The organism is Streptomyces sp. NBC_01176 (genome assembly GCF_045039825.1).
GTDB lineage: Bacteria > Actinomycetota > Actinomycetes > Streptomycetales > Streptomycetaceae > Streptomyces.
Genome location: NZ_CP108600.1, coordinates 1,739,572 through 1,756,825, shown reverse-complemented (window position 1 = coordinate 1,756,825; position 17,254 = coordinate 1,739,572). Strand labels below are relative to the sequence as shown.

14 protein-coding genes are annotated in these 17,254 nt (G+C 71.4%); 7 read left to right on the top strand and 7 right to left on the bottom strand.

What is annotated here, in order from left to right; genetic code table 11:
* Positions 1 to 161: 161 nt before the first annotated feature.
* Positions 162 to 815: a hypothetical protein gene (locus OG199_RS07335; protein WP_405828672.1), complete on the top strand. Its 654-nt coding sequence runs from the start codon at positions 162 to 164 to the stop codon at positions 813 to 815.
* A 104-nt stretch (positions 816 to 919) separates the two neighbouring features.
* On the opposite strand, the gene OG199_RS07330 is transcribed toward OG199_RS07335, so the two are convergent.
* On the bottom strand, positions 920 to 2,026 hold the full coding sequence (locus tag OG199_RS07330; RefSeq protein ID WP_405828671.1) for a PP2C family protein-serine/threonine phosphatase: 1,107 nt from the start codon (positions 2,024 to 2,026) through the stop codon (positions 920 to 922).
* A gap of 312 nt (positions 2,027 to 2,338) precedes the next feature.
* Positions 2,339 to 3,517 (bottom strand): MFS transporter, encoded by a 1,179-nt coding sequence (locus OG199_RS07325; protein ID WP_405828669.1) that lies wholly within the window; start codon positions 3,515 to 3,517, stop codon positions 2,339 to 2,341.
* A 118-nt stretch (positions 3,518 to 3,635) separates the two neighbouring features.
* Here OG199_RS07325 and OG199_RS07320 point away from each other — a divergent pair, with 118 nt between their 5' ends.
* Together OG199_RS07320 and OG199_RS07315 are read left to right on the top strand one after the other, a co-directional pair.
* Positions 3,636 to 4,223, top strand: coding sequence for a CGNR zinc finger domain-containing protein (locus OG199_RS07320; protein ID WP_356809684.1), 588 nt, complete (start codon positions 3,636 to 3,638; stop codon positions 4,221 to 4,223).
* Between the two features lie 487 nt (positions 4,224 to 4,710).
* On the top strand, positions 4,711 to 5,907 hold the full coding sequence (locus OG199_RS07315) for an alpha/beta hydrolase family protein (RefSeq protein WP_401810361.1): 1,197 nt from the start codon (positions 4,711 to 4,713) through the stop codon (positions 5,905 to 5,907).
* A 70-nt stretch (positions 5,908 to 5,977) separates the two neighbouring features.
* Here the strand turns inward: OG199_RS07315 and helR are convergent, their stop codons facing one another.
* The gene (gene helR, locus OG199_RS07310) at positions 5,978 to 8,131 is read right to left on the bottom strand and encodes an RNA polymerase recycling motor ATPase HelR (protein WP_405828666.1); all 2,154 of its coding nucleotides are present in this window, start codon (positions 8,129 to 8,131) and stop codon (positions 5,978 to 5,980) included.
* A gap of 944 nt (positions 8,132 to 9,075) precedes the next feature.
* Here helR and OG199_RS07305 point away from each other — a divergent pair.
* Positions 9,076 to 9,762 carry a hypothetical protein gene (locus OG199_RS07305; RefSeq protein WP_356806083.1) on the top strand — a complete coding sequence of 229 codons (687 nt, stop codon included), beginning with the start codon at positions 9,076 to 9,078 and terminating at the stop codon, positions 9,760 to 9,762.
* A gap of 135 nt (positions 9,763 to 9,897) precedes the next feature.
* Positions 9,898 to 10,404 (top strand): hypothetical protein, encoded by a 507-nt coding sequence (locus OG199_RS07300; protein WP_405828664.1) that lies wholly within the window; start codon positions 9,898 to 9,900, stop codon positions 10,402 to 10,404.
* A 12-nt stretch (positions 10,405 to 10,416) separates the two neighbouring features.
* Here OG199_RS07300 and OG199_RS07295 read toward each other — a convergent pair whose 3' ends face one another.
* Entirely contained in the window at positions 10,417 to 10,977 is a 561-nt protein-coding gene (locus OG199_RS07295) for an NAD(P)H-dependent oxidoreductase (RefSeq protein ID WP_405828662.1), read from the bottom strand.
* A 92-nt stretch (positions 10,978 to 11,069) separates the two neighbouring features.
* Here OG199_RS07295 and OG199_RS07290 point away from each other — a divergent pair, with 92 nt between their 5' ends.
* Positions 11,070 to 12,035 (top strand): GlxA family transcriptional regulator, encoded by a 966-nt coding sequence (locus OG199_RS07290; protein ID WP_405828660.1) that lies wholly within the window; start codon positions 11,070 to 11,072, stop codon positions 12,033 to 12,035.
* Between the two features lie 900 nt (positions 12,036 to 12,935).
* Here the strand turns inward: OG199_RS07290 and OG199_RS07285 are convergent.
* The 3 genes from OG199_RS07285 to OG199_RS07275 all read right to left on the bottom strand — a co-directional run bounded on the left by OG199_RS07285 (position 12,936) and on the right by OG199_RS07275 (position 16,665).
* Positions 12,936 to 15,023, bottom strand: coding sequence for a SpoIIE family protein phosphatase (locus OG199_RS07285; RefSeq protein ID WP_405828658.1), 2,088 nt, complete (start codon positions 15,021 to 15,023; stop codon positions 12,936 to 12,938).
* Positions 15,024 to 15,245: 222 nt separating this feature from the next.
* Entirely contained in the window at positions 15,246 to 15,785 is a 540-nt protein-coding gene (locus OG199_RS07280) for a GNAT family N-acetyltransferase (protein WP_356806093.1), read from the bottom strand.
* Between the two features lie 229 nt (positions 15,786 to 16,014).
* Positions 16,015 to 16,665, bottom strand: coding sequence for a DUF3159 domain-containing protein (locus OG199_RS07275; RefSeq protein WP_405828656.1), 651 nt, complete (start codon positions 16,663 to 16,665; stop codon positions 16,015 to 16,017).
* Positions 16,666 to 16,728: 63 nt separating this feature from the next.
* Here OG199_RS07275 and OG199_RS07270 point away from each other — a divergent pair, with 63 nt between their 5' ends.
* Positions 16,729 to 17,205 (top strand): MarR family transcriptional regulator, encoded by a 477-nt coding sequence (locus tag OG199_RS07270; RefSeq protein ID WP_356806096.1) that lies wholly within the window; start codon positions 16,729 to 16,731, stop codon positions 17,203 to 17,205.
* Positions 17,206 to 17,254 lie beyond the last annotated feature (49 nt).

Genomic DNA, 17,254 nt, shown 5'->3' with positions numbered 1-17,254 from the left:
GAGCCGCGTTCCGAGCGCGCCGGACCGGCTTTCCCGTACGCCCAATCGGATTCCTGACCCACGATCTTCCGCGTGTCTAATACGGCGGATAAAGGGATTATCGGTATTTTCAACCACAGATCGGCTGCTTGGCCGACGTCTCAGAGATAGGGAAGAGTGACATGACCACGCGCAACATTGCCGTGACTGCCGCCGTTGCGGCCGCTACGGCCCTCGTCGCCACGGGCGTCACCTACGCCTCGGCCACTGCAGCCCCCTCGGCTACGCCCACCGTCAACCAGATCGCCCCCTCGGGCGGCGACAGCGGGCAGTCGAAGGGCAAGGAAGGGAACACCGGCCAGTCGAAGGGCAACGAAGGAGGAGGCGGCGGCGGTGACCGTGGTGGCCGTCGCCACTACGAGGGCCACATCGACTTCAACGAGCGTACGTACTCCGCTCGCTCCTGGGGCTGCATCACCGTGGTGAGCGGTCTCGGTTCGCGCAGCTTCAACGTCCGTAACGACAGCCACAAGACCGTCGAGGTCTTCCGTGGCGCGACCTGCGACAACGGTTCGCCGCTCGCCACGGTCGGCCCGTGGAGCACCAGCAACGGCATCGTGCCCTTCCGGGTCCACGGTGGCGTGAAGGTCAGGGACGGTGTCGTGGGCAGCTTCCGCGTCGTCGAGGACCACCACGGTGGTGGCTACGGCGGCGGCTTCGGCGGCGGCGACCGCGGCGGCGACCGCGGCGGCGACCGTGGTGGCGACGGTGGCGGCTTCGGCGGCGATGACCGCGGTGGCGATGGTGGCGGCTTCGGCGGTGACGACCGCGACTAGTCCTCACCGGCGACGTCCGCACCGCATGGAGAACCCGGCCCGCTGCAATCGGGCCGGGTTCTCCGGCATGTCCACCGGGACCCCGGGGGCCGACGGAGGACGGATCAGGGATCGTGGCGGCGTGGGGCGTTGAGGACGGCCACGCAGGCGATGTCGTCGTCGAGGTTGCCGCCACTGTGGCGCACGAGGGCCTGGTGAAGGGTCCGCAGGAGCGCGGAGGGGGAGGCGGCGGTGGTGTGCGCCGTCCACGTGGTGAGGGGGAAGAAGGCGCCGTCGGCGTCGCGGGTTTCGGTGACGCCGTCGGTGTAGAGCAGGAGCAGGTCTCCGCGGGTGAAGGGGATCTGGTCGACGTGGTACTCGCAGCCGATGAGCGTCGCGAGGTTGACCGGTGGTGAGGGGGCCGCGGGCTCGATGGCCAGGGCGGCGCCGTCGCGGACGAGGAGGGGCGGCGGGTGCCCGCAGCTGAGGACCGAGACATGCGTGCCGGTCGGGGGGAACTCGACGATGACGGCGGTGGCGAAACGCTCCGGGGTGTCCTCGGCGGGGACGGCGGTGTTGTACCGGGTGAGTGTGGTGTCCAGACAGCGTGCGAGCTGCGACAGGTCGGCGGACTCGTAGGCGGCCTCGTAGAAGGAGCCGAGGAGGGCGGCGGAGACGCCCACGGCGCGCAGGCCCTTGCCGCGGACGTCTCCGAGGATGAGACGCAGGCCGTGAGGGGTGTCGGCGGCGGCATAGAAGTCTCCGCCGATACGGGCCTGCGGTGCCGCGGCGAGATAGAGCGTCGCGATCTCCAGGTTCCTGACCCGGTCGGGAACCGGTCTGAGGAGGACCTCCTGGGTGGCGTCGGCCACCGCGCGGACCTGGGCGAGGGTGTGTTCGCGCTGGAGGCGCAGGTGACTGGCGTAGACGGCGGCCAGGGTGACGGCGCCGATCGCGCCCGCGGTGTACAGGGCGGTCATGTCGGAGAGGGCCACGGCGTATCCGACGACGGGGAGCAGGCAGATCACGCCCAGGGCGAGGGTCGCGCGGACCGACCAGACCGACGCGGCCAGTGCCGGTGCCGCCGGGAGCAGGCGGCTGAAGGGGACGTCCTGCGGCGTGAGGACGGCCAGGAAGCCGATCACGGCGGTCAGCGCGACGGGGGACAGCAGTACGGGATCCCGACGCCACACGTCACGCCACACCGGCTGATGTCTACTCAAATCGCCCATGGCTGGGATGGTAGGCGATTCCTGATCGTTCTTCGGGCGGGCCCTTTCGGCGCCCCGGCCTCTCACGCGTAGGGCTCCACGCCCGGCGTCGCGCTATCGCCTTCGGGCGTTCGGGTTCACCCGCCGGCGCGGTCGGGCGGGCGAGGCCGGGGGCCGTCCCGGCGCGGGCGGTGATGCGGGGGACATCCTGGCGGGTCGCCGCGTGGTGGCCGGAGACGGCGTCGAGGCGGCGGTATGTGACCCGCTGCCGGCGGCTCACCGGGCCGGCGGACGGGGGAAGGCGGCCGCCCGGTGTCCGTACGCCGGGACGGGTCAGTGAGCCGGCCCGTCCGGCGAACCCGCCGCGGCCGGCCGACGTTCATGGTGGGTGCGGGGGAGGGCGGTGGCCCGGAGCAACGCGGGTTGCAGGGCCGCGAGCAGCAGGCAGGCGAACGCCATCGCACTCCACAAGCCCGTCGGTCCGGCATGTTCGAGCAGCTGTGTCCCCGCCAGGGGGGCGGCTACCCCCGCGACGCCCCAACTGGTGCCGTAGACCGCGAGGTAGCGCCCCTTGCCGCCGGGCGGGGCCAGATTTGCCACGACCGCGTAGGCACGGCCGACGAGGAGCAGGTCTCCCGCGCTCCACACCACGGTCGACGTCAGATAGGCGAGCAGACCGTGGGCGAACCCGTACCCGGCCAGCCCCAGCGCCAGCAGCAGGTGGCCGACGGTGAACGCGACCGGGGCGGAGAGGGCGGAGAGCCGCCTCCACCGCATCAGCGGTTGTCCTGCGGCGATGGTGACCGCGGAGGTGGTGAACAACAGGCCGGCGTCGGCGGGGCTCAGTCCTCCGTGGCCCAGGGCGAGCGGGAGCGTGATCATGATCTGGAGGTAGATCACGGCGAACAGCGTCCCGGCCGCGAGCATGCGGAGCAGCGCGCGGTCGCGCCACGGGGTGACGGAGGAGGCCTGATCGGCGGCCACCGCCGCGGCGCGACGGTCCGCGGGGAGGAACAGGCGCACGGCGAGGGCGCAGAGCAGGCAGGTGAAGGCGTCGACGACGAACAGCAGGCGCAGGTCCCAGCGGCCGACGCCTGCTGCGAGGAGTCCCGCGCCCATGCCCGCCGCGGCCAGCGCCGCGTTCAGCAGGCCGTGGGCGCGGACCTGCTCGCCCGGCGCCACGACGTCGGCGATCATCGCCTGGCTCGGTGGTTCGTAGATCTCGAAGACGAGGCCCAGCAGCACGGTCCAGCAGACGGCCGCCGCCAGGCTGTCGGCGGCGGCAAGCCCCAGTTGCGCCACCGCGCATCCGGTCAGACCCAGCACGATCGTGCGGCGGCGGCCGATCCGGTCGGCCAGTCGCCCGCCGGCCAGGCGGGAGGGGATCGTGGCGACACCGAAGGCGGCGCTCACACATCCGGCGACGGCGGCACCGGCCTCGAACCTCGTCGTGATGAGCACGGTGAGGAACGACAGGGAGAACGCTCCCAGCCGGTTCACGGCTCGCGCCACGACCAACAGCCGCACCGCTCGCGGCAACCGCGTCCCGCCCCGCACCAGATCCCGCCCCACCGTCGTGACCGACGACTCGACTATCGTCGGTGATGCATGGACGCTAGAAGGGGAAGGAGTGACCAGTCAAGTGATGTTCGATGGTCACGTGGTGACGCTGCTCGATGTGGCCGTCTCGCTCGTGAACGATCTGACCGACGGCGCCCGGCAAGGCCGTCCCTACACCGCCCCGCGGGGCGACCGGCTCCCCCGGGCCGTTCACGACGCGCTGCCGCCCGCTCCCGACCGCGCCGCGGTCGAGCCGGAGCACGCGATCCACCTCGCGCGAGCGGCCCAGCGGATGCGAGCGGTGTTCGACGCCGTCGCCAGTGGCCGCACCGACCAGGCCGCCGAGCTCGTGAACGTCATGCTGCGCACCACCGGTGCCCGCCCTCAGCTCGACCGCGTCGACGGCGAGCCCTGGCAGGTTCACTTCCACGGCGCCGACGACAGTCTCTCCGTGGGGTGGAGTGCCGGATGCGCCACCGCCCTCGCCCTGGCCATCGGCAGCAACCTCGCCGGCCGTCTCGGGGTCTGCACGGCCCCGCGATGCGACCGCGTCTACGTCGACAACTCCCGAAACGCCGTACGTCACTTCTGCTCGGACGCGTGCCGCGGCCGCGTCAAGGCGGCGGCCTTCCGCTCCCGCAGGGCCGCCCAGGGCTGAGGTTTCCGGCATGCGGCACGGTGATCGGGACGCCGGTGTCCGCCGCCACCGGCATGGCGGAGGGCGTCATCGCGCGCTTGCGGACCATGGCGATCCGTCGCGGCTCCGTGCCGACCGGGCACGTCGCCGGCTCCGCCTTCACCCGTACGTCCCTCTCCCAGGTGCGGGCGACATGTACCCGGGATACCCTTTTCTGGCCTTTGGCTCAAAGGGCAGGTTCTCCGGCGGTGCGTCACCGCAGCGCCCACGTCGACGGCTCCACCGCAGCATTCCGACGTCGGGCCCGGACGCCGTGCCATTCAGTCGGCCACCACCGTACGAGGCGTGTCGGCATGCGTGGCATGCGTTCCACGCGTGCCACGCATGCCGACCGGTCCCCGGCAAGGGTCTCCGGAACGACAGTGAGCGCCGACGACATCGACCGGGAACCCATCGAACTGATCGGCGGGTCAGGGCACTCGAGCCTGCCCGAGGAGGGAACGGAATCGTGGAGTTCATCTTCAAGGACGAGGCCTTCAAGTTCGAGACACTCCGTGCGGCGGGATTCGCCGGAGACGCCGGTGCCGACATCGGCGAGGTCATCGTCACCACAGCACGGATTCCCGAGGGCGACGAGGACGCCTGGACCGCGGCCTGGAAGGCGACCGCCGACCGCATCGCGCAGCGGGGCCAGGTCTCGCTGGAGATCGGCGACCCGGTCAGCGCGCGCGAGTCGTTCTTCCGCGCATCGAGCTACTACCGGTCGGCCGAGTTCTACCGGCGCAAGGACCCCCGGAACGATCCACAGGTCCTCGAACTGTCGCGGCTCTCCAAGGACTACCTCGTCAGGGCCGGCATCCTGCTGGACGGCCCCTTCCGTGAAGTGGCCATCCCGTACGAGGGCCGTGAGATGCCCGGATACCTGTTCCTCGTCGACGACAGCGGGGAACCGCGGCCCACCGTCGTCTACACCAACGGCTTCGACTCCACCCGCGAGGAGGGCTACTTCGTCATCGGTGCGGCGGCGCTGCGCCGCGGCTACAACTTCCTCGCGTACGACGGCCCGGGACAGGGCTGGATGATCCGCGAGAAGAACGTGCCGTACCGGCCGGACTGGGAGAACGTGCTGGGCCCGGTGGTCGACTACGCCCTGACCGTCCCCGAGATCGACAGCGACAGGATCGTGCACTTCGGCTACAGCCTGGGCGGGTACCTGGTGGCGCGGTACGCGGCCTACGACCATCGGTCGGCGGCGATCGTGTGCAACGACGGCATGACGACCTTCTACGCGTCCTACCCCCCGATCCCCGCGGACACGCTGCAACTCATCGAGGAGAAGCGGGACGAGGAGGCGATCCCGCTGCTCGAGGAGATGATCAAGGACGATACGAATGCCCGCTGGGGTCTGCAGAACGGCGTCTGGGTCAACGGAGTCGAGAACTTCGCCGAATACGTCCGCAGTACCGCCGACTACACCCTGACCGACAACGACATCCACAAGATCCAGACACCCGTCCTGCTCCTCGAGGGCGAGGACGACAAGGTCTTCGCCGGCCAGGCGACCAAGGTCGCCGAGGAGCTGCGCGCACCGCATGAGCACATCGTGATGCACGACGCGGACGGCGCGGGCCAGCACTGCCACGAAGGGGCGATGTTCCAGCTCCACCAGACCGTCTTCAACTTCCTGGCCAGGACCCTCGGTTAGCGCCGCTTCACCAGGTCGTGCACCCGAGAGGGACGGTGGTCGGCCGGCCGCCCGACCACCGTCCTGGTCGTCAGGGGCTCGTGAGAACGACGAGTTGCCGGGTCGCCCGGGTCATCGCGACATAGCGGTCGACCGCTCCTTCGACACCCTCGCCGAACGCCGCCGGGTCGACGAGAACGACCAGATCGAACTCGAGTCCCTTCGAGAGCTCCGGAGTCAGCGACCGGACGCGGGGCGTCGCCCGGAACGTGGGATCGCCGATGACGCAGGCGGTCCCCTCGGCATGCGCGGCGAGCCAGGATTCGAGGACCGGCCCCAGATCCGCGACGGATCCGTGGACGACGGGGATGCCGCTGCCGCGGATGGACGTCGGCACATTGGCGTCCGGGAGCACGGCCCGGACGACCGGCTCGGCTTCCGCCATGACCTCTTCCGGCGTGCGGTAGTTGACGCTCAGCGAGGTCACGTCGATCCGGTCGAACCCGACCCGTTGGAGCCGTTCCCGCCACGACTCGGTGAACCCGTGTCTGGCCTGGGCGCGGTCCCCGACGATGGTGAAGCTGCGGGACGGGCAGCGGAGCAGCAGCATCTGCCATTCCGCGTCGGTCAGTTCCTGAGCCTCGTCCACGACGATGTGCGCGAACGGGCCCGCGAGGGGTTCCGGGTCGGTGCCGGGCCGTGCGGTGTCGTCGATCAGGCTGTCCTGCAGGTCCCGCCCGCGCAGCATCCCCATCGCGCCTTCGCTCTCGTCGATCACGACGTTCTGCAGCAGGCTGTCGATGACGTCGGCCCTGCGCGCCCGTTCGGCCGCGACGGACGCCTCGTGGCGGCGCCTGCGCCGTGACGCCTGCGGGTCGCCGAGTCGCTGCCGTGCCGCGTCCAGGAGCGGCAGGTCGGACACCGTCCAGGCCCGGGCGTCCGGGCGCAACAGCTTCCGTACGTCGTCGGGGCCGAGCCAGGGAGCGCACATCCGCAGGTAGGCCGGTACCGACCACAGGTCCGCGACGACGTCGGCCGCTTCGAGCAGCGGCCACGCGCGGTCGAGCGTGCCGACCAGCTCCTCGTCGTGCAGCAGCGCCCTGCGGAGCAGGTCGGGCGAGACCTCGCCGTCGTGCCGGTCCGTCAGGATCGCGAGCAGTTCCTCCAGGATCAGGTCCCGCGCCTCGTTGTGCGGAGTGCCCGGTCCCGGTGCTTCGAAGGCCTCGGCCCAGTCGGCGGCGGTCAGTCGGACGTCGGACCAGGGGGTCGTCACCGTCATCCCCCGGGTGGGTGGCGTCTCGTAGAACCTGACGGCCGTCTCGATCGCCTTCACCATGTCCGCGGACGACTTCAGGAGGGCTGCCTCCGGGTCGGCCTCGGCCCGTGCTCCGGCGCCCTCGGGGACGAGGTCGCGCAGGGTGCAGGTCCGTACGCCCTCCTCTCCGAGGCTGGGGAGGACGTCGGCGACGTAGGCCAGGTAGGGCTGGTGCGGACCGACGAACAGCACGCCGCCGCGACGGTGGCCGAGGCGGGGGTCGGAGTAGAGGAGATAGGCGGAGCGGTGCAGGGCGACGACGGTCTTCCCGGTACCGGGGCCGCCGTCCACGACGAGGGCGCCTCGGGATCCGGCCCGGATGATGGCGTCCTGGTCGGCCTGGATGGTGGCGAGCACGTCCCGCATCCGGGGCGACCGGTGTCCGCCCAGGCCGGCGATGAAGGCGGACTGGTCGTCGAGCGCGGCATGCCGCTCGAGCCCGTCCGCGGTGAACACCTCGTCCCAGTAGTCGCTGATCCGGCCACGGGTCCAGCGGTACCTGCGGCGGCTCGCCAGACCCGTCGGACGGGCATGGGTCGCCGCGAAGAACGGCTCGGCCGCGGGGGAGCGCCAGTCCACCAGCAGCCGACGCCCCGTGCTGTCGGTGAGACCGAGCCGTCCGATGTACAGGCGCTCGCCGTCGTCCGCGCCGACGATGTGCCCGAGGCACAGGTCCAGACCGAAACGGCGCAGAGCGCGCAGACGCCCGGTCAGCCGGTGGATCTCCGTGTCCCGCTCCATCGCCTCCCGGCCGATGCCGCCGGGCGCCCTGCGCTGGGCGTCGAGCCGGTCCGACACATCGGAGATCGCCTGGTCGAGGCTCTCCGCGACGGCCGCGAAGTGCTGTTCGTCGTCGGCGATCAGTGCCGGGTCGGCCTTGGGGGAGAGGTGGTCGGGAAGGTCGAACGCGCTGGTGGTCAGGGAGGTCATGTCATCGGCTCCGATCCGAGGCCGCGCCCGTGGAGCCCGACGGCGCGCGCCCCCGCGCCTTTGCCGCCTCGACGCCGAGCCTCCGCGGCCGTGACCGCGGTGCGCGTCGCACCGCCCGTTCGGCGCCCCCGTGGGACTCATAACCTGACAACAGCACATGCACTTCGTGAATCCCCTATTTCCGCAGGTTCCGGCTTCGGCCAGTGATTCTGCGGCATGAAGGGGACCTTGCCGCAAGCCCCCCGGTGCGCTATATCTTGAGAGTGGCAAGGGACGCGCATTCTCCCTTGCCTTTTCGTTTGCCGTCGACGGACGGATTTCTCACGAGGCGTCGACGCGCCGTGTACGGCGGTCCCGGCGACCGGGGACGATTCCCCAGGGACGTGCCCGGGCGGCAGGTGTCCTCCGTCCCAGGGCGCCGTCACTGCCGGGCCGTCAGCTTTCCCTCTTCGAGGGCGCGCCCCGTCAGCTCTCCCCTTCGGCTGGCGCGCCGTCACCTGTTCGCTTCGGTTGGCGCGCCGTCACTTGTCTGCTTCGGTTGGCGCCCCGTCACCTGTTCGCTGCGCGTGGCGCTCCGTCAGCTCTCCTCCTCGGGCGGTGCCGTCTGCCGTGGATGGCCGTGGTGTCGGTGACCGGGGGACGACCGCACTGGTTCGCGGCGTGCCGACCGGGCCGTGGGCGGCGCGACGGGTGTGCGGTGAGGCGCCTCCACTCGGCCCGATGAAGCGTCAAGTGCGTCCGTTCGAGGCGGCTTTGGATGCTCGGCGAGTGCGCTCTGAGCTGCGGAAACGGGTGTCGTACGCCCAATTGGCCGCCTTCTGCTGCGTCTCCGGCGTGCCTGATATTACATATAAAGAGATTATCGGTTCATTCAGCCACATATTGGCTGTTTGGTCGACGACTCAGAGATTGGGATGAGCCTCATGATCACGCGCAAAATTGCCATGACTGCCGGCGCAGCGGCCGCCGCGGCCCTCGTCGCCACAGGCGTCACCTACGCCTCGGCGCCCGAGGTCCCCTCGGCTGCCGCGGCCACCCCCACCGTCAACCAGGCCGCCCCCACGGGCGGTGACAGCGGACAGGCGAAGGGCAACGGAAATGCCGCGGGCAGCGGGTCCAACGGAGCGGTCGCCGGCAACGGCGGCGACAACGGTGGCCGTGGCGGCGACAACGGTGGCGGCAACGGCGGCGACAACGGTGGCCGTGGCGGCGACAACGGTGGCGGCCGCGGCGGCGACGACGGTGGCCGTGGCGGCGACAACGGTGGCGGCCGCGGCGGCGACGACGACGAGGGTGGCCGCGATGGTGGCGGTCGCGACGGCGGCGGCCGCGGTGGCCGTGGGTACGAAGGGCGGATCGACTTCAACGAGCGGTCGTACTCCGCCCAGAGCTGGGGCTGCATCACCGTGGTGAGCGGTCTCGGTTCGCGTAGCTTCAACGTCCGCAACGACAGCCGCCGGACCGTCGAGGTCTTCCGCGGCGCCACCTGCGACAACGGCTCGCCCGTCGCGACGGTCGGCCCGTGGAGCACCACCAACGGCGTCGTGTCCCACTTCGTCCACGGTGGCGTGAAGGTCCACGACGGTGTCGTGGGCAGCTTCCGGGTGGTCCGGGACCGTCACGGCTGGTAAGCAGTAACGCCCGCACATCATGGAGGACCCGGCCCGCTGCAATAGTGCCGGGTCCTCCGGTGTGGGTGCGTACAACGAACCGCGGCCGCGGTCCGTGCCGTTGAGGCCGCGGCCGCGCTCGTGGATGCTGGCGGGGTGAACGAGGCGAGCGCATTCATGCGGGGACAGCTCCGGGCGCTGGATCCCGCGGTGCGCGCGGACGTCCTGCGCGTCCTGGACCGGGTGGTCCGGGATCTGCCCGCCCACTGGCGGCGCCGCAAGGGGGTGCCTCAACTCATGGTGTTCCTCGACGGCCCGGCGACCGTGCGGGTGGAGAGGATCACCTTCGGGGAGCTGTCCCGATACGGGTACCTCGACGAGTTCAGCCGCTGGTCCGCCGCGGTCCCGGCGGCACGGGCCGAGGGCCACGGGTGCGCCGCCCTGGTGTACGGGGACCGTGTCCACGCGAGGATCAACCGGATCGGCCCCTTCGGCTCGGCGTGGCACCTTCCGGACACCCGTGTCGACGTCCGCACCGCGCACCGGGATCTGCGCACCAGCCCCACCTTCTCGCTCCCTTTCGAGGTCGAGGGCCGGCTCTTCCCCCGGCTCGTCTTCCCCGCGTGGGTGAGCGACACCCTCACCCAGGCACGGCGGGGGTGACCGGACCCGGGGTCATGCGGCGAGGTCCTGGTGGGGGACGGGGCCGGTGAGGAGCAGCCTTCGGTACCGCTCGGTGTGCTCGGCCAGTTCGTCGTCGCCGACGCCGCGTGCGTCGTGGACGACCAGCGGCCGGCCGAAGGCCATGCCCATGCGGTGAGCGGTCTGTTCCAGCGGCCGCAGGAGCTCGGTCATGGTGAAGCGGTGGAAGGCGCCGGGCCGATAGGCGTCGGCGACCCCGCCGGTCGACGTGACGACCAGGAGCGTCTTGCCGGTGAGCAGTCCTTCGGTGTCATAGGCGAAGCCGCGGGCCATGACCTCGTCCAGCCACTGCTTGAGGAAGCCGGGCACGGAGTACCAGTGCAGGGGGAACTGCAGCACGATCACCTCGTTCTCGCTGACCAGACGCTGTTCGGTCGCGATGTCGAGGTGCCGGTCGGGATAGGCGGCGTGCAGGTCGTGAAGGGTGACGTGGGCCAGGCCGCGGGCGGCGCCGGCCAGGGCCCGGTTGATCCGTGACCGGGCGAGGTCCGGGTGGCCGAGCAGGACGAGGGTACGGGGGGACAGGTCGGTCATGGTGTTCTCTCTCGGTTCGTACTTCGTCGGGTCCACGGCCCGCGGCGCTTAGCCTGGGGTGGGGTGGGGTGGTCGTGGAGAGGCTGGAGTCGATGCCGCAGCAGCAGGACGCCAGGCGCCGGGTCGCGATCCTGGCCTTCGAGGGCGTCACGTTGATCGACGTGGCGGGCCCCGCCGACGTCTTCAGCCACGCGGGCCGGTACGGGCCGGGCTACGAGGTGAGCGTGGTCTCGCCGGACGGCACGGACGTCCGGACCTCGACCGGACTCACGCTGCACGTCGAGTCCGCCGCGGCGGACAGCGGCCCCGCGCACACCGTGCTGGTGCCCGGGGCGTACGGCATGGTGGACCACCCGTTCGACGCCGGCCTGGTGGAAGCGGTCCGGCGGCTGACGGCCGGGGCGGAGCGGGTCGCGTCGGTGTGCACCGGGTCGTTCCTGCTGGCCGAGGTGGGACTGCTCGACGGGCGCCGGGCCACGACGCACTGGCGGCAGGCGAAGGAGTTCGCACGCCGCTACGAGCGGGTCGCGGTGGAGGCGGACGCCCTCTATGTGCGGGACGGCGCCATCCTGACCTCGGCGGGAGTCAGTTCCGGCATCGATCTGGCCCTCGCGCTGGTGGAGGACGACCACGGCCCGCGGGTGGCACGGGACGTCGCCGAGGCCATGGTGGTGTTCATGCAGCGTCCCGGCGGGCTGTCGCAGTTCTCCGCACCGTCGCGCCACCACGTCGCCCGCGACCACCCCCTGCGCCCCGTGCTGGACGCGGTCGCGGCCGATCCCGGCCGCGACCACAGCGTCCCGGCCATGGCGGCCAGGGCGGCGGTCAGCGTCCGGCAGCTGACCCGCCTGTTCCACGACGAGATCGGAACCACCCCGGCCCGCTACGTCGAGATGGTCCGTCTGGAAGGCGCCCAGGCCCAGCTCCAGGCCGGCCACACCGTCGCGGTGGCCGCGGCCCGGAGCGGATTCGGCAGCGCCGAGACCCTCCGCCGTGTGTTCACCAGCCGCCTCGGCATTTCCCCCGCCGCCTACCGCGACCAGCTCGGCGCACCCTGACCGGGGCCCGGGCCCCCCGCGTGCCGGCCGCCGGTGTGCGGCGCCCGCCGCTTCTCCCTCGGGGAAGACCCCCTCGACGAGGTACTCGGTGACACCCGGCACGACGCGTCTCCCTGGCCCGTTGTCCTGATCCGCCCGCCGAGATCCGGCGACACATCCGAGCCTGCCCGCCGCCCGCCCCAGGGTGAATGGATCTTTCTGCCGGGAGCACCACACATTCGGCCTGAAGGACCGTCGTTCCCCCCGTCCCGCCCTCCACGTGTGGGAATCCAACACTCGGGAGGAAAAGGAATGGGCCGCTCACATTCTGTTCGCCATTCCCTGTCCGCCATTCCCTGTACGCCGGTTTTCCAGTGACCTGTCAGACGTATGTCCTCGTACGGTGGACATCGAATTGTGCTCGTACGGTGCACACGGAATGCGGCGGCCGAGGCCGGAGACACGCCACCAGGAATCGAGCCAGGCGCGGTGACGACGAACGTGGAGACGGTCCGGGCTCCGATTTCCCGTGGCGGATCCGAGAGGCCGACCTGATGCACGAGCATGTCTTCGTCGTCACGGCTGCGGACGGCGTCCGCGTCGGGTACCGGGCCGCCGGGCAGGAACCGCGTCCATGGTCTCCGTCTGGGGGAGGACGCGGAGGACGTGCGCGGCGTACGTGCCCACGCGCACCTGTGCTCCCTGAACTCACCCTGGAATCAGCGCGGTTGCTCGGCGTCGCGGCGGCGACCGTTTACGCCCTCGACCAGTTGGGGGATCCCGCGGCCGGCACAGGACATGCGACGTGCTTACACGCGACGCGGCCAGCCCGGGCGTCCTCGCACACCGTACGCATCCGGCCGGGCCCCGCGGCCGAGACGCTCGGCCCCCACTGCCTGGAGCGCGGGACCGAACTCCTCGTCAGGCGGCGGCCAGTGACTGTTCGGCCCAGATGGTCTTGCCGCCGTCCTCGTACCGGGTGCCCCAGTGCCGCGTCATGGAAGCGACCAGGAACAGACCCCGCCCTCCCTCGTCCTGCAGGCGGGCGTGGCGCAGGTGCGGCGCGGTGTCGGCGTCGTCGCTGACCTCCACCGTCAGCGTGCGATCGAGGATCAGACGTAGCCGGATGGCTCCCTCCGCGTGGCGGATCACGTTGGTGGCCAGTTCGCTGACGACCAGGTCGGTGACGAACACGTGGTCCTCCAGGCCCCACTGCGCCAGTCGGTCGCGTGTCGCCCGCCGGGCCTCGCGGACCGAGACCGGCTGGGGCGGGAAGGTCCAGGTCGCCACCTGGTCCGGTGCGAGGGACCGGGTCCGGGCCACCAGCAGCGCGGCGCCGTCCTCCGGAGCCGTCCCCCGCAGCACCTTGTACGCGGCCGCGTCGCAGATCTCCGCGGGGTCCGCCGAGACGTCGGCCACCGTCTCGCGCAGTCGGCTCACCCGGTCGTCCGCCTCGGCCGGACAGCGGTCCGCGCTGCCGTCCGAGTAGAGGGACAGCAGGCTTCCGGCCGACAGTTCCGTGGTGCGGACCTCGTAGGGCACACCATGGCCGAGCGGCGCCCCGCGTGGTACTTCGAGGTCGCTGACCACCCCCTGGGGGCTGGTGACCAGGGGGCTCTCATGGCCCGCCGAGGCCGCCGCGCACCGGCGGGTGACCGGGTCGTACGTGAGGTACACGCAGGAGGCGGTGAACGGGGGCTGCGCGTGCAACAGGGCCAGCGGGTCGGAGTCCTGCTCGCGGGCGAGCCGCTGGGCGACGTCGTCGAGATGGACCAGCAGTTCGTCGGGCGGCAGGTCCATGGCGGCCAGGGTGGTGACCGCGGTGCGCAGGCGTCCCATCGCGACGGAGGCCAGCAGGTCCTCTCCCGGGACGTATCCGATGACCAGGCCGATCCGGCTGCTGGAGAGGCGGAGGACGTCGAACCAGTGTGCTCCGTAGCGACCCGGCATGTAGCAGTGGGACGAGTCCACCGCCGCCGTCAGAGGCGCCGTCCGCGGGAGCAGGCTGCGCTGAAGCGTGGTCGCGACCGTGTGCTCACGGGTGAAGCGGCGGGCGTTGTCGACACAGAGGGCGGTACGGGCGGCGAGCTGTGTCGCCAGCGACAGGTCCTCCTCGTCGAAGGGTTCGGGGTGGGAACCGGCCCGGTAGAAGCTGGCCAGCCCGAGCACGAGCCCGTGCACGGTCAGCGGGGTCACGATGAGCGAGTGGACGCCGGTCCGGCGGATGAACTCGGCGCGCAGCCGGTCGTTGGCCAGCCATCGGCGGGCCGAGACGACCGATTCGACCAGCCGCGGCCGGAGGTCGGCCAGTGCCTGCGTGTACGGCGTCGGGGTCGCGTAGTGGCTGGTGCTGCCGATCGGGTAGGCGCCGTACTGCCCTTCCTGGGCCTTGAACCCGGCGCGCTTCATCGGCGGCTGGTCGATGACCGGGCCCACGGGCGCCTCACCCCCGAGCACCGACTCCAGCAGATCGACGGCTATGGCGTCCGCGAAGGCGGGGACCCCGATCTCGGTCAGTTCCTGCGCGGTGCGCACCGCGTCCAGGGACGATCCGATCCTGGCGCGCGCGATGCTCAGGAGATCCAGCTCCTCCTGCCGGCGGACCTGGTCCGTGACTTCGTGGATCATGGATGCGGCCCCGATGGGCCGGCCCTGCTCCTGCAACGGGTAGCCGGTGACGGCGTAGTCGTGCCGGTTCCCCGGATCCGCCGCCGGGTACGTCGACACCGGGCGGTCGAACACCGGGCTGGCTCCCGCCATCACCTCGCGGATGATCGGCGACAGCGGGAGATGGGGGTCCAGGTCCTGGAGGCCGACCCCGATCACCCGGCTCGCGGGCAGACCTCGCATGGCCAGGACCGCCGGGTTGGCCCGCAGGACGCGAAGGTCCGTGTCGTAGACCTCCAGCCCGGCCCTGGCCTGCTCGAACAGGGCTTTCTCGAAGCCTTTCGCTCCGTCCGACGCGGTGGTGCCGAAACTCGCGTGATCGTGTCGTTGTCCACGAGGCATGATCGACCTCATCTCTCACCGACAAGCCCAGTAAACCCATGCCTGCGCCCGCACCGCCACCGAGAGCCCCGGCCGTCCGCGCGGCGGCCCGCTCCGGTGGTACCGCGCGGAGCGACGCCAGGACACCCGGGCCGGGTCATGGCCTCCGTCGCGGCGGAGGTGCCGGGGGAGAACGGTCGTCCGGACCCGAAGTCATCGAGCCGTCACAGCGGACGATCAAGGTCAAGGACTCGTCCCGTGCGTGGCCGGCGCGTCGGGCGGGGCGGGGGCGTCGCGGAGTTCACGCAGGTCGCGGAGATACGACAGGCCGGGGCGACCGGACAGCTGGATCTCGCCGACGACGGCGAACCCCGAGCGGGCCAGTACCGTCCGTGACGCCGCGTTGTCGAGGGTGGCAGCGGCACGCAGGACGCTCAGCCCGTAGTCGCGGGCGGCGAGAGCGCAGAGCTCCCGCACGGCGCGGGTGGCGAGCCCCCGGCCCGCCGCACGCTCCGCGATCCGATACCCCAGTTCGGCGCCGCCGTCCGCCACGTCCACGAGATTGACCCGCCCCAGCACCTCGCCCCCGGCGCCGACCAGCACGTGGAAGTAACAGACACCGGCCTCCTGTTCGTCGAGCAGGGCGCGGTGCCGCTCGTCGAACCGGGTGAAGTAGTCATCGCCCCGGTCCGGGATGGACGCGGCGAAGTAGGCCCGGTTCTCCCGCTCGAAGGCGAGCACCGCGGGAGCATGGTCCGGACGGAGCAGCTGCATCTCGGGCATGAACAGCAATATAGGCAACCCGGGCCGCCGCCCGGCCTCGCGTGCCCGCACCGCCGCGCACGGGCCGATGAGCCGCTCCTGGGCCGGAGTTCCGCGCGGTCCGGTGGGACTTCCTGGTCGCAGCCGCCGTCCGCTGCGACGCCGGGTCCGTCAACCGCTCCCAGAAAAGGGGCAGTTCGCTGTCCTGGAGTTCCAGAACGGTCCGGTGACGCCGTGCGGCACGGGTCGTTCATGCCTCGGGGCCGCGCGCGGGCACGGCTCGGCGGGCGAAGGCGATGGTGGCGGCGACGATGACGGCGAAGACGGGCCCGGTGGCGATGTGGACGATGCCCAGGACGAGGGGTTCGTCGTCGCGGTAGTAGGTGACCTGGAGGGTCGCGTTGACGACGTTCACGGCGACGCACACCCATGTGGAGTTGCGGTAGACGCGGCGCAGCCGGGGTACTTCGCGCCAGTTCGCGTGACCCCCGCTGACCCGGTTGAGGATCACTCCGGTCAGCGGCCGGCCGATCAGGATGCTGCCCAGGCAGACGGCCACGACGACGAAGGGGATCAGGGCGGGCAGCAGGAAGAACCCGCGTGCCTCGCCGGTGAAGGCCGCCGCGCCCGCGCAGACGCCGACGACGAGCAGTCCGACGAGTGCCTGGCGCAGCTTCTCCTTGCGCAGCAGGCGCCAGGCGAACGCGGCGCTTGCGGTGGCGCCTGCGGCGATGAGGCCGGCGTCGAGGGAGACGGCGGCGTCGGCCCCGAGGAACGCGACCGTGGGCGCGGCGGTGACCACGGCGCCGGAGAGTTTCGCGGCCCCTCCCGCTCGGCGGGACGGCACGGGCTTCTGCCGTGGGTCGGCCGTGGAGGTCGTAGGCGTGTCGGCGGTGTCCATGAGTCGATCGTTGCACATGAAACAGTCTCTGACAATATGGTTTCACATGATATGGTCTCAGGTATGACGAATGCTGCTGGGGCATGGCCGGGCCCGCGGGCGACCGACGGCCCGGATGACCGGTCGGTCTTCGCGCTGGGGCTGCTGCTGCGGCGCGCCCACGACCGGGCGTTGGCCGCGGTCGCCGGCGTCCTGCGGCCGCTGGGACTGGAAACGCGGCACTTCGCCGTCCTGATCGCCCTGTGCGACAAGGGGGCGATGAGCCAGAGCGCACTGGTGGAGGTCACCGGCAGCGACCGGGCCACGATGGTCCGCGTTGTCGATGACCTCGAGCGCGAGCTCCTGGTGACGCGGGCGACTCTTCCGGCGGACCGGCGGGTGCGGATCGTCGCCGTGACGGAGCACGGCCGCGCCGTCTTCGACCGGGCGCACACGGACGTCGCGCCCGTCATCGACGTCCTGGTCGCCCGTCTGCTGCCGGGTGAGACCGAGCGGCTCGTGGACCTGCTGACGCGGTTCGTCTATCCCGGCCGTGCCTGATTCCCTTTCGGGCCCTACCAGTTGAGACAGGCCCTACGAGCGGAGACAG

Excerpts from the sequence above, each read along its gene's own strand:
- OG199_RS07335 (WP_405828672.1), top strand. The coding sequence starts at position 162 with ATGACCACGCGCAACATTGCCGTGACTGCCGCCGTTGCGGCCGCTACG.
- OG199_RS07330 (WP_405828671.1), bottom strand. The coding sequence starts at position 2,026 with ATGGGCGATTTGAGTAGACATCAGCCGGTGTGGCGTGACGTGTGGCGT.
- OG199_RS07285 (WP_405828658.1), bottom strand. The coding sequence starts at position 15,023 with ATGCCTCGTGGACAACGACACGATCACGCGAGTTTCGGCACCACCGCG.
- OG199_RS07275 (WP_405828656.1), bottom strand. The coding sequence starts at position 16,665 with ATGGACACCGCCGACACGCCTACGACCTCCACGGCCGACCCACGGCAG.
- OG199_RS07270 (WP_356806096.1), top strand. The coding sequence starts at position 16,729 with ATGACGAATGCTGCTGGGGCATGGCCGGGCCCGCGGGCGACCGACGGC.
- OG199_RS07295 (WP_405828662.1), bottom strand. The coding sequence starts at position 10,977 with ATGACCGACCTGTCCCCCCGTACCCTCGTCCTGCTCGGCCACCCGGAC.
- OG199_RS07290 (WP_405828660.1), top strand. The coding sequence starts at position 11,070 with ATGCCGCAGCAGCAGGACGCCAGGCGCCGGGTCGCGATCCTGGCCTTC.
- OG199_RS07280 (WP_356806093.1), bottom strand. The coding sequence starts at position 15,785 with ATGCCCGAGATGCAGCTGCTCCGTCCGGACCATGCTCCCGCGGTGCTC.
- helR (WP_405828666.1), bottom strand. The coding sequence starts at position 8,131 with ATGACCTCCCTGACCACCAGCGCGTTCGACCTTCCCGACCACCTCTCC.
- OG199_RS07305 (WP_356806083.1), top strand. The coding sequence starts at position 9,076 with ATGACTGCCGGCGCAGCGGCCGCCGCGGCCCTCGTCGCCACAGGCGTC.